This is a genomic window from Mesorhizobium sp. LjNodule214 (assembly GCF_964252735.1).
GTDB lineage: Bacteria > Pseudomonadota > Alphaproteobacteria > Rhizobiales > Rhizobiaceae > Mesorhizobium.
The window spans coordinates 1-13,959 of the sequence record NZ_CAXUPE020000007.1 but is presented as its reverse complement, the minus strand read 5'-3'; the positions used below and the strand labels follow the sequence as shown (position 1 = coordinate 13,959).

15 protein-coding genes are annotated in these 13,959 nt (G+C 64.5%); 8 read left to right on the top strand and 7 right to left on the bottom strand.

Going from position 1 to position 13,959, the window contains the following annotated elements:
- Positions 1-23 precede the first annotated feature (23 nt).
- From gmk to fabD, 7 genes are all read right to left on the bottom strand, one after another.
- A complete protein-coding gene (gene gmk, locus ACSQ3Z_RS35955) occupies positions 24-680 on the bottom strand; it encodes a guanylate kinase (protein WP_436175804.1) in 657 nt (218 codons plus the stop codon).
- A 5-nt stretch (positions 681-685) separates the two neighbouring features.
- The gene (locus ACSQ3Z_RS35950) at positions 686-1,576 is read right to left on the bottom strand and encodes a YicC/YloC family endoribonuclease (RefSeq protein ID WP_436175803.1); all 891 of its coding nucleotides are present in this window, start codon (positions 1,574-1,576) and stop codon (positions 686-688) included.
- Between the two features lie 174 nt (positions 1,577-1,750).
- Positions 1,751-2,983, bottom strand: coding sequence for an endolytic transglycosylase MltG (gene mltG / locus ACSQ3Z_RS35945; protein ID WP_436175802.1), 1,233 nt, complete (start codon positions 2,981-2,983; stop codon positions 1,751-1,753).
- A 102-nt stretch (positions 2,984-3,085) separates the two neighbouring features.
- A complete protein-coding gene (gene fabF / locus ACSQ3Z_RS35940; protein WP_436175801.1) occupies positions 3,086-4,348 on the bottom strand; it encodes a beta-ketoacyl-ACP synthase II in 1,263 nt (420 codons plus the stop codon).
- A gap of 34 nt (positions 4,349-4,382) precedes the next feature.
- Complete coding sequence (locus ACSQ3Z_RS35935; protein ID WP_006203723.1) at positions 4,383-4,619, bottom strand: acyl carrier protein; 237 nt, start codon at positions 4,617-4,619, stop codon at positions 4,383-4,385.
- A 201-nt stretch (positions 4,620-4,820) separates the two neighbouring features.
- Positions 4,821-5,558: a 3-oxoacyl-[acyl-carrier-protein] reductase gene (gene fabG, locus ACSQ3Z_RS35930; protein WP_436175800.1), complete on the bottom strand. Its 738-nt coding sequence runs from the start codon at positions 5,556-5,558 to the stop codon at positions 4,821-4,823.
- A gap of 60 nt (positions 5,559-5,618) precedes the next feature.
- Positions 5,619-6,560: an ACP S-malonyltransferase gene (gene fabD, locus ACSQ3Z_RS35925; RefSeq protein ID WP_436175799.1), complete on the bottom strand. Its 942-nt coding sequence runs from the start codon at positions 6,558-6,560 to the stop codon at positions 5,619-5,621.
- 277 nt (positions 6,561-6,837) lie between these two features.
- Between fabD and ACSQ3Z_RS35920 the strand changes: the two genes are divergently transcribed.
- The 8 genes from ACSQ3Z_RS35920 to ACSQ3Z_RS35885 all read left to right on the top strand — a co-directional run.
- Entirely contained in the window at positions 6,838-8,763 is a 1,926-nt protein-coding gene (locus ACSQ3Z_RS35920; protein WP_436175798.1) for an LTA synthase family protein, read from the top strand.
- Positions 8,764-8,907: 144 nt separating this feature from the next.
- Entirely contained in the window at positions 8,908-9,126 is a 219-nt protein-coding gene (locus ACSQ3Z_RS35915) for a hypothetical protein (RefSeq protein WP_436175797.1), read from the top strand.
- Between the two features lie 312 nt (positions 9,127-9,438).
- A complete protein-coding gene (gene rpsF / locus ACSQ3Z_RS35910) occupies positions 9,439-9,939 on the top strand; it encodes a 30S ribosomal protein S6 (protein ID WP_023672722.1) in 501 nt (166 codons plus the stop codon).
- The gene (gene rpsR / locus ACSQ3Z_RS35905; protein ID WP_006203718.1) at positions 9,939-10,187 is read left to right on the top strand and encodes a 30S ribosomal protein S18; all 249 of its coding nucleotides are present in this window, start codon (positions 9,939-9,941) and stop codon (positions 10,185-10,187) included. The genes rpsF and rpsR overlap by 1 nt, the downstream gene beginning before the upstream one ends.
- Positions 10,188-10,450: 263 nt before the next feature.
- Positions 10,451-11,035, top strand: coding sequence for a 50S ribosomal protein L9 (gene rplI / locus ACSQ3Z_RS35900; protein WP_404280720.1), 585 nt, complete (start codon positions 10,451-10,453; stop codon positions 11,033-11,035).
- A gap of 274 nt (positions 11,036-11,309) precedes the next feature.
- The gene (locus ACSQ3Z_RS35895; RefSeq protein WP_436175796.1) at positions 11,310-12,599 is read left to right on the top strand and encodes a class I SAM-dependent methyltransferase; all 1,290 of its coding nucleotides are present in this window, start codon (positions 11,310-11,312) and stop codon (positions 12,597-12,599) included.
- A gap of 74 nt (positions 12,600-12,673) precedes the next feature.
- Positions 12,674-12,997 carry a YnfA family protein gene (locus tag ACSQ3Z_RS35890; protein ID WP_436175795.1) on the top strand — a complete coding sequence of 108 codons (324 nt, stop codon included), beginning with the start codon at positions 12,674-12,676 and terminating at the stop codon, positions 12,995-12,997.
- Between the two features lie 3 nt (positions 12,998-13,000).
- A partial coding sequence (locus ACSQ3Z_RS35885; protein WP_436175794.1) for a small ribosomal subunit Rsm22 family protein occupies positions 13,001-13,959 on the top strand: 959 nt, incomplete at its 3' end.

The window sequence follows — 13,959 nt, the reverse complement described above, 5'->3', positions numbered from 1 at the left end:
GGGGAGATTGACGCTCCACCGCCTCACTCCGTCTTCTCGTCCAGCAACCCCGAGACGAAGTCGAACAGGCCTGGCCGGCGGTCGCGCCTCAGCCGTTCGGCGATGACGATGCCGCGCACTTCGGCGAAGGCGCGGTCGAGATCGTCGTTGACGATGACGAAATCATATTCCTTCCAGTGCTCGATCTCGTTGCGGGCGTTCTTCAGCCGGGTCTCGATGACCGATTCCTGGTCCTCGGCGCGGCGCTTCAGCCGTGCCTTCAACTCCTTCATCGACGGCGGCAGGATGAAGATCGAGACGATGTCGGCGCGCATCTTCTCCTTGAGCTGCTGGGCGCCCTGCCAATCGATGTCGAACAGCATGTCACGGCCTTGCGCCAGCGCCAGCTCGGCCGGCTCGCGCGGCGTCGCGTAGCAATTGCCGTGCACCTCCGCCCATTCGAGCAGCGCATCGGAATCGCGCAGCCGTTCGAACTCGCGCATGGTGCGGAAGTGATAGTGGACGCCCTCGATCTCGCTGCCACGGCGCGGCCTGGTGGTGACCGAGACCGAAAGTTCGAGGCTTGAATCGCTTTCCAGAAGATTGCGCGCGATCGTCGACTTGCCGGCGCCGGACGGCGACGACAGCACCAGCATCAGCCCGCGGCGGCGGATACGGGAACCCAAATCCCTGGCGACCATTCGGGCTACTCCAGATTCTGGACCTGTTCGCGAAACTGATCGACGACCGCCTTCAGTTCGAGCCCGATGGCGGTCACCGCGGCGGCATTCGACTTGGAACACAGCGTATTCGATTCGCGGTTGAATTCCTGCGCCAGAAAATCGAGCTTGCGGCCGATGGCGCCGCCATTGGCGAGCAGCACCCGTCCCGACGCGACATGTGTCTTCAGCCGGTCGATCTCCTCGCGTATGTCGGCCTTGGTGGCGAGGAAGGCAGCTTCCTGATGCAGCCGGCTGGCGTCGAGATTGGCGGAGGCATCCATCAGCAGGCGGACCTGCTCGGCAATACGCTCGCGGATCGCCGCCGGTTCGCGCGACGGATCTGCCTCGGCCCTCAGCGTCAGCGCCTCGATGGCATCGATGTGGCCGCCGAGCAGCGAACGAAGTGCATCGCCCTCGCTCTGGCGCGCCTGCTCCAGCCCGGCGAGCGCCACGTCCAGCGCCGACAGGATCGCCGCATCGAGCGCGGTCCGCGCCTCCTCGGTCTCTATGGCTTCCGGGAAATCCAGCACGCCACGCAGCGCTAGCAGCCCATCGGCCGTCGCAGGGGCCACGCCGAACCGCTCCTGCAGCCGCTTGGCCAGTCCCGCCAGATCCTTCAGGAAGTCTTCGTTGACCACCGGCTGGGTTTGCGCACCGGCGGCCCGGCCGACGGTCAGCGTCGCCTGGAAGTTGCCGCGCGAAAATCGCTTCTGCATCGTCTGCCTGACGGCCGGTTCCAGCCGCTCGAAGCCTTGCGGCAGCCGCAGCCTGACCTCGACGCTCTTGCCGTTGACCGACTTGACCTCCCAGGCGATCGAGGTGCCCTGGTGTTCGGCGACCGCGCGCGCAAAACCGGTCATGCTCTGCAAATTCATGATGCCCGTACGCCCCTTGGCGCGTGATCCCGGAACTCCTTCCCGATCAAACCACGCGCGGCTACAAAATGCCGAAACGTCCAATGCCTTCAAGCCGGCGCCGCACGTTTTCTTCAAATATCAGCGCATCGCTTGCGTTAAACCCGCAAGGGACGATTTCAAAACCACCCGGCGCTACTGGGCGGCCCCCGCATCGCCACCGGCGTCGCCGCTATCGCCAGCATCGGCGGGGGCATCGGTCTGGCCTTCCACCTTGCCGGCTCCGGCCTTGGCGGCGTCGTCGGCCTGCTTCTTCTGCAGTGCCCTGTAGCGGGCGACGTTCTGGTTGTGCTCTTCCAGCGTCGAGGCAAAGACGTGGCCGCCGGTGCCGTCGGCGACGAAATAGAGGTCGTCGGTCTTCGACGGATTGGCAACCGCCTCGAGGGCTGCACGGCCCGGATTGGCGATCGGGGTCGGCGGCAGGCCGTTGATCAGATAGGTGTTGTAGGGCGTCTGCTTGTCGATGTCCGACTGGTAGATCGGGCGGTCGGCGGGTTTGCCCTTGCCGCCGAACAGGCCGTAGATGATCGTCGGATCGGACTGCAGACGCATGCCCTTGGCCAGCCGGTTGAGGAAGACGGCGGCCACGCGCGAGCGCTCGTCGCCCTTGCCCGTCTCCTTTTCGATGATCGAGGCCAGCGTGACGAAGTCCTCGATATTGGCCAAAGGCAGATCAGGCGCGCGCCGCTGCCAGACCTCCTCGACCAGCTTCTTCTGGTCAGCCAGCAGCTTGTCGACAATCTGTTGGCGCGAGTAGCCGCGCGTAAAGCGCAACGTGTCCGTAGCAAGACTGCCCTCGGACGGCTCGGTCGCGGGCATGTCGCCGGTCAGCGCATCCTGGTCGGCGATGCGCTGCAGCGCCTGCTCGACCGTCAACCCCTCCGGGATGGTCAGCGAATACAGCACCGACTTGCCGCTCTTCAAAAGCTCCATGATGTCGCGCATCGAAGCCCGGGGCTTGATCTCGTACTCGCCGGGCTTGAGCACCGAATCATTGCCATAGGCGCGCACGCCGAGGCGGAAGATGCGGGCGTCGCTGATCAGCTCGCGCCGCTCGAGCTGGTCAGCAATGTCCTGGACGGGCGTGTTCGGCTTGACCAGGAAGGTGTCGCCGGCGGCCGACGGACCGGGCTCGTTGAACGCCTGCTTGCCGAAATAGAGCGCGGCGCCAGCGGCCAGAACCATCAGCATCACCATCGAGATGACGAAGTTCATGAACACGACGACCTGGCTGCGCGAGGCGCGCGAGCGCTTCGGAGGCGGCGTGCCGGCCTCGGGCCGCAAGGCCTCGGCGGCCGTCTTCGGCACGATCGGACTGGATGCGGCCTGCTGCTGTCCGAATTCTCCGCCGCCCGAATTTGTGTTCATAGCGCCCTACCATCTGTCATTTCGACGAATCCCCTGGGGCAGAGTAGGGGCGAATATGGCAAAAATGACGACAGGGTGCGGGGACGCCTGCCGGCCGGCCGTTCAGCCATTGTAGCTTTGGAAGACGAGCGAGGCGTTGGTGCCGCCAAAACCGAAGGAATTGGACAGCGCCACGTCGATCTGTCTGGAACGCGGCGTGTTCGGCACCAGGTCGATCGCCGTCTCGCGTTCCGGGTTGTCGAGATTGATGGTGGCCGGCGCGATGTTGTCGCGGATGGCGAGGATCGAAAAGATCGCCTCAGCCGCACCCGCTGCACCCAGCAGATGGCCGATCGACGACTTGGTCGACGACATCGAGATCTTCGACGCCGCGTTGCCGACCAGCCGCTCGACCGCGCCGAGCTCGATCGTGTCGGCCATCGTCGAGGTGCCGTGCGCGTTGATGTAGTCGACGTCGGCGGGCGACAGCTTGGCCCGGTTCAGCGCCGCCGTCATGCAGCGGAAGGCGCCGTCGCCATCTTCGGCGGGCGCGGTGATGTGGTAGGCGTCGCCGGTCAGGCCGTAGCCGGTGACCTCGGCGTAGATTTTCGCGCCGCGCGCCTTGGCGTGTTCGAGCTCTTCGAGAACGACAACGCCGGCGCCCTCGCCCATGACGAAGCCGTCGCGGTCGCGGTCATAGGGACGGGAGGCTTTTTCCGGCGTCTCGTTGCGCTCGGTCGACAGCGCCCGGCAGGCGGCGAAGCCGGCAAGCGAAAGCCGGGTCACCGGCGCCTCGGCGCCGCCGGCCAGCATCACATCGGCATCGCCGAAGATGATCAGCCGGGCAGCATCGCCGATGGCATGCGCGCCGGTCGAGCAAGCGGTGACGACGGCGTGGTTGGGGCCTTTCAGCCCGTGCCGGATCGACACCTGGCCTGACACAAGGTTGATGATGTTTCCCGGAATGAAGAACGGGCTGATGCGGCGCGGCCCGCGCTCGTGCAGGATCAGCGCGTTCTCGGCGATGCCCTCGAGGCCGCCGATGCCGGAGCCGATCATGACGCCCGTGGCGCAGCGCGCCTGCTCGGTCTGGGGCTCCCAGCCGGAATCCTTCAGCGCTTCGTCGGCGGCCGCGATCCCGTACAGGATGAAGTCGCCGATCTTGCGAAGTTCCTTCGGCTCGAGCACGGCTTCGGGATTGAGCGTGCCGTTGGAGCCGTCACCGCGCGGAATGACGTGGGCGATCTTGCAGGCAAGATCCTCCACTTCGAACTCGGTGACGCGCTTGGCGGCGCTGCGGCCGGTCAGCAGTTCCTTCCAGCTATGCTCGAAGCCCATGCCGAACGGCGAAACCAAGCCAAGGCCCGTGACGACGACACGCCTCATCGCAGGTCCTCCCCGGTAATGCCTGCGAAAAGCCTCAGGCCGAGGCCTTGTCGATGTACTTCACGGCATCGCCGACGGTCAGGATGGTCTCGGCCGCATCGTCCGGGATCTCGACGCCGAATTCTTCTTCGAAGGCCATGACGAGTTCGACCGTGTCGAGGCTGTCAGCGCCCAGATCGTCGATGAAGCTGGCCTGCTCCGTCACCTTGTCGGCGTCGACGCCAAGATGCTCGATGACGATCTTCTTGACGCGCTCTGCGGTGTCACTCATTTGGGGCATCCTCGTCTTTTGGTTGTCTGTCTTCGTTAGCGGGCGGAATGCCGCTAATCAAGCTGAAAGATGGTCCTGCCGAAACACAACAAACAGGACCGGTTTTTGCCCGAACCGCCGGGTTGCGGGCCGCATTACACGAAAAATGGCCGAGGTCCAAGCCGAAATGGGCCTTTTCACAACCCGCCGGACCTTGGTCCGTCAGATCATGGCCATGCCGCCATTCACATGAATGGTTTGGCCGGTCACATAGGCCGCTTCATTGGAGGCGAGATAGGCGACCGCAGAGGCGACCTCGGCGCTGGTGCCCATGCGCCGGGTCGGGATCGCCGCCATGATCGTCTCCTTCTGCTTGTCGTTGAGCTTGTCGGTCATGGCCGATTCGATGAAGCCCGGAGCGACGCAGTTGACGGTGATGTTGCGGGTGGCGATCTCCTGCGCCAGCGACTTGGAAAAGCCGATCATGCCGGCCTTGGAAGCGCAGTAGTTGGCCTGGCCCGGATTGCCTGTGACCCCGACCACCGAGGTGATGTTGACGATGCGGCCATGCCGGCGGCGCATCATCGGATGGGTGAGTTCGCGCGTCAGCCGGAAGGCAGCGGTGAGGTTGACCTCCAGCACCGCATCCCAGTCGGCATCCGACATGCGCACGAACAGGCCGTCCTTGGTGATGCCGGCATTGTTGACGAGGATGTCGACACCTTCGAGATCGGCCTCGGCCTTCTGGCCGAGCGCCTTGACCTCGTCGCGGTCGGACAGGTTGGCCGGAAACAGTTTGACCCGGTCACCGAGCTCAGCGGCCAGCGCCTCCAGCTTTTCGACGCGCGTGCCGTGCAGGCCGACGATGGCGCCCTGCGCATGCAGCACGCGGGCGATCGCCTCGCCGATGCCTCCGGTTGCGCCGGTGACGAGCGCCTTGCGGCCGGTCAGTTCGAACATTTTTGTCTCCTGAATCTCAGAGGACACCCTTCACATGGGTGGGGTCAAATCGCCAGTGGATTATGCAAGCGTCGCTAGCGCCGCCTCGACGTCGGCCGCCGTGCCGACGGCGGCGGTGGCGACATCGCGGTTGATGCGTCGCGCCAGTCCCGACAGCACCTTGCCGGCGCCGACTTCGTAGAGCGTCGCAACGCCGTTGGCACCGAACCATTCCACCGTTTCACGCCAGCGCACGCGGCCGGTCACCTGTTCGACCAGGCGGCGCGCGATCTCGTCGGGGTCGCTGGTCGGCGTGACTGTGACGTTGGAAACGACCGGTACCACCGGCGCGTTCTTCGCCACGCTGGCCAGCGCCTCGCGCATGATTTCGGCCGCCGGCGCCATCAGCGCGGAATGGAAGGGCGCCGAGACCTGCAGCATCAGCGCCCGCTTGGCGCCCTTTTCGGTGCAGAGTTTCGCCGCCAGCTCGACCGCGGCCCTGGCGCCTGAAATGACCAGCTGGCCGCCGCCATTGTCGTTGGCGACCTGGCAAACCGAGCCTTGAGCGGCTTCAGTGCAGGCGGCTTCGACATCTGCCTGTTCCAGCCCGATGATGGCCGCCATGGCGCCCTCGCCGGCCGGCACCGCCGCCTGCATGGCGTTGCCGCGCACGCGAAGCAGCCGCGCCGCATCGGCGACCGAAACGAAGCCGGCGGCGGCAAGGGCGGAATATTCGCCCAGCGAATGTCCGGCGACGTAAGACACCTTGTCCTTCAGCGAAAAGCCCCTCGCCTCCAGCGCCCGGATCGCGGCCAGCGACACCGCCATCAGCGCCGGCTGGGCGTTGGCGGTCAGCGTCAGCGTCTCTTCCGGACCCTCCCAGATCAGTTTCGACAGTTTTTCGCCGAGCGCGTCGTCGACCTGCTCGAAGACCTTGCGCGCCTCGGGAAAGGCATCCGCCAGGTCCTTGCCCATGCCGACAGCCTGGCTGCCCTGTCCCGGAAAGGTGAATGCGACGGCCATTTGGGCTTCTCCAGAGGCTGGTTTTCCCTGCCTGTGACGCAAGGCGGACGGCCAAGTCAAGCCCGCGGGCAGCGTTTCAGCCTTCGTTGCGGCCGGGAAAACCGACCGAGTCCCTGTTCCGAAAGCCTTTTTGGCGATCACACCTGATGAAAACCGCTCACGAATCGTTTGCTGGCTCTTCTTATTTTCGCCACAGCCGCTAGCTTTTGCATGACAGTTCTATGACAGATCAGTGACGCGAGTGGGAAAGACGCGTTGCGTGGCCGGGGGAAGTGAAGTGGCAAGGATCAGGAAGGGCGTGATCAAACCCGCGCCGCAGTTTCTGGAAGGCGATCCGTCCACCGGCTATCTGCCGGGGCGGAAGTGGCCCGTCGTCCGCTATGGCCTGATCAGCCTGCTCGCCTCCGCGATACTGGTTTTTGCCATCGAATGGATCGTGCGCGGCGACTTTTACGGCACGGTCGGCTTCTTCCTGCAACCCTTCAAACCGGGCTGGACCACCATCATCGTGTTCGCGCTGGTGCTGGTCGGCCTTGACGCCGTGCTCGGCCGCAGCCACCAGAGCCTGATGATCGTGGCGCCGCTGACGCTGGCGCTGGCCTTTGTCGGCCACCAGAAGTCGCACTATCTCGGCGACCCGCTCTATCCGACCGATTTTCTGTATTCACGCCAGATCATGTCGCTGATGCCACTTTTGGTGCGCGAGCGGCCGATGACTGCTCTCGCCATTGCGATCGGCATCATCGGCGGCCTGTCGTTGCTCGTCTATGGCTGGCGGCAGTGGCGGCGCCGGGTGCCGGTCCTCAGCCGCAAGGGGCGCCTTGCCAGGCTGACGCTGACCGTGCCGCTGCTTGCCTTCTTCGTCTCGATCATGGACTACGCCACCTTCTCGTGGACCCGCGACCGGCTGCAGATCATCCCGATCATGTGGGACCAGAAGGAAAACTACGCCTCCAACGGTTTCGCGCTGGCCTTCGCGCTCAACGTGCCGATGGCGCAAGTCTCGGCGCCGGCGGGCTATTCCGACAAGGCGATCGCGGCGATCGACAGGCCCGGGGTGACGACATCGGTGCCGGCCGACAAGCCCGACATCATCATCGTGATGAGCGAATCCTTCTGGGATTCGACCAAGCTGCCCGGTGTCACCATCACGCCGGATCCGATCCCCAATGTGCGGGCGCTGCGCTCGGGCTACATGTTCTCGCCCGAATTCGGCGGCATGACCGCAAACATCGAGTTCGAGGCGCTGACCGGCTTTTCCAACGCCTTCCTGCCGGCCGGCTCCATCCCCTACCAGCAATATGTGCGCTCGCCGACGCCCTCGCTGGCCACCTTCCTGAAGAGTGAAGGCTACAGGGCGCGCGCCATTCACCCCGGCACCAACTGGTTCTGGAACCGCGGCGCGGTCTATGCCGATTTCGGCTTCACCGACTTCCGCTCGGAGGAGACGCTGCCGCCGATGCAGAAGCGCGGGCCGCTGGCCTCCGACGCGGCGATGACCGACGAGATCATACGCGAAGCCGACGCCAGCGAAGACCCGGTCTTCCTCTTCGCCGTCAGCCTGCAGAACCACGGTCCCTACGAGCCGTATCGTTATTACAATCCGACCCACAAGGTGCAGGCGCCGATCAGCACATGGGCGCGGGAATCGCTGCTCAGCTTCGCCGAAGGCTCCGCCGATGCGGACCGCGGCCTCGAGCGCCTGATCGAATGGGCGAGGAAACGCGAGCGGCCGACGGTGATCGCCTTCTTCGGCGACCATCTGCCGCCGCTCGGACCGGTCTATGTCGAGACCGGCTTCATGAAGGACAATGTCGCACCGCGCAAGGAACCGGCCGACCAGATGCTGGAGCATCACCAGACGCCGCTGATCATCTGGTCGAACCGCACCGGCCCGGCCGAGGACATGGGCGCGGTCAGCCCGGCCTTCCTGCCCTACCACATCCTGACCACGGCGGGCATCACGCACCCCTATTACACCGGCTTCCTCGGCGCACTGCGCGAACGCTACCGCGTCGTCGACCGCAACCTGCTCTTGACGCCGGCCGGCGAGGCGACGCCCGACTGGGCGCGGCAGAAGAAGATCGACCCGGCGATCAACGATTTCCGCCTGCTGCAATACGACATGATGTTCGGCAAGCGCCGGGCAGCACCCGACTTCTTCCCCGAGACGGTCGACAACGCGGTCGCCCACACCAGTTGAGCCTGGTGTTCTTCGACCCTGCGACGCCAAGGACGGCGGTAGTGTCTCAGTTTTGAGATTTGCCCTACCGTCAATCGGCATCGACCTGTCGCATGGCGGGCCGAACTCCTGTATGCTTAGCCGAAAGAGGTGGAGGCTTCTTTCATGAAACGACACCTGACCGACGAGGAAAAGGCGCGCGTTCGCGACAGGCTGACGGCAGTCGAGGGCGCCAGGTACCCGGACCATATCGTTTCGGTCATGGTGAACAGCGAGACCGACGACAACGGCAATCCAGTATGGTCGGTCGTTAAATCATATGACGATAGGGAGGCTGCCTACGGGCACAGCGTGCTTATCAAGTGGCCGGGATGCACCTGGTAATGCTCTCTGGCCGACTATCTGATTTGGATTTCAGACTGAGACACTGCCCGGCCTTGCCTTCCCCGGGAATTGCTGTATAGACGCCCGCAATCTGCCGGTCCTTGCTGGGGGCTGAACGGAGGGCCGTTGCTTTTCTCGAAAAGCGGTGTGTGAAGCCAGAAGCGCTTCCGCCTCCCGTGTCTCCGCTCTCGACCGTCTCGAAATGCTCCTTTCTTCCCGCCCCCCTTTTACCGGGGATCAGCGGTCAGAGAAGTTGCAGAGGCTTTTGCCGCGAGGGTCCGGGAGAGAAACGAAGAAAGGCACTGATACACTATGGCTCTCTACGAACATGTGTTCCTTGCCCGGCAGGACCTCTCGCAGCAGCAGGTCGATGCGCTTGTCGAACAGTACAAGGGCGTCATCTCCGCCAATGGCGGGTCCGTCGGCCGGGTCGAGAACTGGGGACTGAAGTCCCTCACCTACCGGGTCAACAAGAACCGGAAGGCATACTACACGCTTATGGACCTCAACTGCCCGCCGGCAGCGCTCAACGAGATGGAGCGCCAGATGGGCCTGTCCGAGGACGTGCTGCGTTTCCTGACCGTCAAGGTCGAGGCGCATGAGGAAGGCCCGTCGGCCATGATGCAGAAGCGCGAAGAGCGCTCGGAACGCGGCGGCTTCGGCGACCGTGACCGTGGCGATCGTGGCCCGCGCTCGTTCGGCGACCGCGATCGCGGCGACCGTGGCGACCGTCCGCCGCGCTCGTTCGGCGACGCCGGTGGCGATCGTGGTCCGCGCCGTCCGCGCGAAGGTGTTGAAGGGGGTGCAGAATAATGGTCGACATCAATCAGATCCCGACCCGGCGCCCGTTCCACCGCCGCCGCAAGACCTGCCCGTTCTCCGGCGCCAACGCGCCCAAGATCGATTACAAGGACGTGCGCCTCTTGCAGCGCTACATTTCCGAGCGCGGCAAGATCGTGCCGTCGCGCATCACCGCCGTCAGCCAGAAGAAGCAGCGCGAACTCGCCAAGGCGATCAAGCGCGCCCGCTTCCTCGGTCTGCTGCCCTACGTGGTTCGCTAAGGCCTTTAGTTTGACCATGATCTTGTCCGAAAACCGGTATCCACTTTTCGGGATCATGGTCTAGCCAGCGGGCGGCTAGCCGCCCGCTTTTTCCCTACGGCGACGGGCGCCGCAGGGTTCGATCCAAAATCCCGAGTTGAGGTGAAAAGCCTCTAACTGCCGCGACAGGCAGGACAGCGACACCGGCGGTAAATCGCCCCTTTTGCTTCCTGACCTGTTCCAGAGAATTCGGCGTCTACGCCTAACCTTAAAGGAACAAAACCATGGAAGTCATTCTTCTCGAACGCGTTTCCCGCCTCGGCCAGATGGGCGATACCGTCAAGGTCAAGGACGGCTTTGCCCGCAATTTCCTGCTGCCGCAGGGCAAGGCGCTGCGCGCCAACGAAGCCAACAAGAAGAAGTTCGAGGGCCAGCGCGCCCAGCTCGAAGCCCGTAACCTCGAGCGCAAGTCGGAAGCCGCGCAGGTTGCCGAGAAGCTCGACGGCAAGAGCTTCATCGCCGTGCGTTCGGCCGGCGAGACCGGCCAGTTGTACGGTTCGGTGTCGACCCGCGACATCGCCGACCTGCTGACGGCCGAGGGCTTCTCGGTCAACCGCAACCAGATCCAGCTCAACCAGCCGATCAAGACCATCGGTGTGACCAATGTGGCGATCGCGCTGCATCCGGAAGTCGAGGTCACGATCACGCTCAACATCGCCCGCACGGCCGACGAAGCCGAACGCCAGGCCAAGGGCGAGACGCTGACCACCGCCGAAGCCATTTATGGCGAAGACATCAACGACAATGCGCGGCCGGAGAACTTCTTCGACCCGAACGCCGAGTTCGAAGGCGGCGAAGAGAACGCCTGATCACGCGCGACGGGCGCGCCCAGGCGGCGCTCCGTACGTTTTGTCGGCTTCCAGGATTTCTGGACCAATGCCCGGGCCTCGCGTCCGGGCTTTTTTGTGCCAAATGGAACTTTTCGAGCCCCTATATCTTGTTGCAGATTATAGCGTCGTGCGCCCTTTGGACGGGGAAAGGACGCTGTAGAAACTTTGTTTGGCGCATGATCCTTTCCGAGATCGGTGTCGATTTCGGGGTCATGCGCGAACAGCCTGTCTGACCGTGAGGGGACATTTGGTCATGAATATTCTGTTGAAGCGCGTTTTCGACGGTCTAGTGGGTACCGGCAATCTCAAGGTAACCGGCCCCAAGGGTTTAGCCGTGGTTTTCGGCGACGGCAGCGGCGAGCCGGTCCACATGCACATCAAGACCAGGCATGCCGAACGCGCCATCACCTTCGATCCGATGCTGGCGGTGCCGGAAGCCTACATGGACGGCGAGCTCGACATTCTCGAGGGCGGCGTGCTCGGCGTGATGCGCATCGCCTTCCAGAACATGGGCAGCGGCGGCATCGACGCCACCTGGTCGAAGGCGATCGAGGGCCTGCGCCATGCCTTCCGCCGCCTGCAGCAGATCAACACCGCCTCGCGCGCGCGCCGCAACGTGCAGCGCCACTATGATCTCTCGGGCGACCTCTACCGGCTCTTCCTCGACGAGGACATGCAATATTCCTGCGCCTATTTCGAGCAGCCCGACATGACGCTCGACGAGGCGCAGGCCGCCAAGAAGCGCCACATCGCCGCCAAGCTCAGGCTGAAGGCCGGCCAGACGGTGCTCGATATCGGTTCCGGCTGGGGCGGGCTCGGCCTTTATCTGGCGAAATCCTTCGACGTCGATGTGCAAGGTGTCACCCTGTCGACCGAACAGCACGGGGTCGCAACCGACCGCGCCCATGCGCAAGGGCTCCAGGACCGCGTCCATTTCGACCTGACAGACTATCGCGAACTCAACGAGCGCTTCGACCGCATCGTCTCGGTCGGCATGTTCGAACATGTCGGCGTCAACCACTACCGCACCTTCTTCGAAAAGTCGGCGACGCTTTTGAAGCCGGACGGCGTCATGCTGCTGCACACGATCGGCCGCTCCGGCGTGCCGTGGGCGACCAGCGCCTTCGTCCGCAAATACATCTTCCCAGGCGGCTACGTCCCGGCACTTTCCGAGGTCATGCCGGCGATCGAGAAGTCCGGCCTCGTCGTCACCGACGTCGAGATGCTCAGGCTGCACTATGCCGACACGCTGAAGCATTGGGGCCAGCGCTTCGCCGCCAACCGCGACAAGGCCAAGGCTATCTATGACGAGCGTTTCTGCCGCATGTGGGAGTTCTATCTGGCCGCCTCGGAAGCCGCTTTCCGCTGGCAGGACCTGGTGATCTTCCAGATCCAGCTCGCCAAGAGGAACGACACGCTGCCGATGACCCGCGACTATATGGGCAAATGCGAGAAGGCACTGGAAATGCGCGACATGGGGCACCGGCAGGAGGCGCCCGTCGCCAAGCCCACCCGCCGCCGCAAGGTTGCGGAAGGCGAGTAGCGCGCCGGCGACCCTTGGTCTTGCCATAGCCCTCCCAAGCATGAAAAAGGTCTCGTTACCGCGAGATCTTTTTCATGACCTACCTCATCTACATCGCTGCCGCGCTTGCCGAGATCGCCGGCTGCTTTTCGTTCTGGGCGTGGTGGCGGCTGGAGAGATCACCGCTGTGGCTGGCGCCCGGCCTCGTCTCGCTGGCGCTGTTCGGCTTCCTGTTGGCGCTGGTCGACACCAACGCCGCCGGCCGCGCCTATGCCGCTTATGGCGGCATCTACATCGCGGCGTCGCTCGGCTGGCTGTGGCTGGTGGAGGGGATGCGCCCCGACCGCTGGGATCTTGGCGGTGCCGCGCTCTGCATCATCGGCGCCTCGGTCATTCTTCTGGCGCCGAGGGGAGCCTGAGCCGTGGAACTGCCCGCCCCGCTGCGGCAAGGCGTCGAGCGCCTGCTCGACAAGGTGCCGCTGCCCGTCTTGAAGCAAGCGGCAAGGACGCTGTCCGACCGCTACCGGGCCGAACTGCGCGACGGCCGGTTGCACATGGCCGAGGAGATGGCGGTCAGGGCCTATCTGGCGACGCGGCTGCCGGCGACCTACGCCGCCGTGCGTGCCAGCCTCGACGCGCTGGCAGATGCCCGCCCCGACTTCACGCCGAAGAGCCTGCTCGATGTCGGTGCCGGCCCTGGCACGGTGCTTTGGGCCACCACCGACCTCTGGCCCGATCTCGAAGCGGCGGTACTGCTGGAAGCCAGTGCCGCGGTGCGCAAGGTTGGCGAGACGCTCGCCGTCGACGCGATCACCGCCAAGACTGCATGGATCGCCGGCGACGTCACCATCGACCTTGCCGACCTCAAACCGGCCGATCTGGTCAGCTGTGCCTATGTACTGGACGAGATCACGCCGGCATCGCTGCCGAAACTGATCGGCCGGCTCTGGCAGCTCACCGCCGACACGCTGCTGATCGTCGAGCCGGGCACGCCGGCCGGCTGGCAGCGCATTCTTGCCGTGCGCCAGCAGTTGATCGAGACGGGCGCACATGTCCTGGCACCATGCCCGCATGAGGCGCCCTGCCCGCTTGCCCAGCCCGACTGGTGTCATTTTTCGCGCCGCGTCGCCCGCTCGCGCCTGCACCGGCTGGCCAAGGACGCCGACGTGCCGTGGGAAGACGAGAAATTCATCTATGTCGCCGCTTCTCGGCAGCCAGCCCCCACCCGCCCCGCACGAGTGATCGCGCCGCCGAAATCCGGCTCAGGCAAGGTGTTGCTGAAGCTTTGCGAACCGGACGGCAGCGCCGGCGAGAAGCTCTTCACCAAGCGCGACGGCGAGGCGTTCAAGGTGGCGCGGCGGCTGGACTGGGGCGATGCCGT

Coding starts and splice junctions, on each gene's coding strand:
- mltG (WP_436175802.1), bottom strand. CDS start 2,983: ATGAACACAAATTCGGGCGGCGGAGAATTCGGACAGCAGCAGGCCGCA.
- ACSQ3Z_RS35950 (WP_436175803.1), bottom strand. CDS start 1,576: ATGAATTTGCAGAGCATGACCGGTTTTGCGCGCGCGGTCGCCGAACAC.
- ACSQ3Z_RS35915 (WP_436175797.1), top strand. CDS start 8,908: ATGAAACGACACCTGACCGACGAGGAAAAGGCGCGCGTTCGCGACAGG.
- ACSQ3Z_RS35895 (WP_436175796.1), top strand. CDS start 11,310: ATGAATATTCTGTTGAAGCGCGTTTTCGACGGTCTAGTGGGTACCGGC.
- fabG (WP_436175800.1), bottom strand. CDS start 5,558: ATGTTCGAACTGACCGGCCGCAAGGCGCTCGTCACCGGCGCAACCGGA.
- gmk (WP_436175804.1), bottom strand. CDS start 680: ATGGTCGCCAGGGATTTGGGTTCCCGTATCCGCCGCCGCGGGCTGATG.
- ACSQ3Z_RS35935 (WP_006203723.1), bottom strand. CDS start 4,619: ATGAGTGACACCGCAGAGCGCGTCAAGAAGATCGTCATCGAGCATCTT.
- rpsF (WP_023672722.1), top strand. CDS start 9,439: ATGGCTCTCTACGAACATGTGTTCCTTGCCCGGCAGGACCTCTCGCAG.
- fabF (WP_436175801.1), bottom strand. CDS start 4,348: ATGAGGCGTGTCGTCGTCACGGGCCTTGGCTTGGTTTCGCCGTTCGGC.
- fabD (WP_436175799.1), bottom strand. CDS start 6,560: ATGGCCGTCGCATTCACCTTTCCGGGACAGGGCAGCCAGGCTGTCGGC.
- rplI (WP_404280720.1), top strand. CDS start 10,451: ATGGAAGTCATTCTTCTCGAACGCGTTTCCCGCCTCGGCCAGATGGGC.
- ACSQ3Z_RS35890 (WP_436175795.1), top strand. CDS start 12,674: ATGACCTACCTCATCTACATCGCTGCCGCGCTTGCCGAGATCGCCGGC.
- rpsR (WP_006203718.1), top strand. CDS start 9,939: ATGGTCGACATCAATCAGATCCCGACCCGGCGCCCGTTCCACCGCCGC.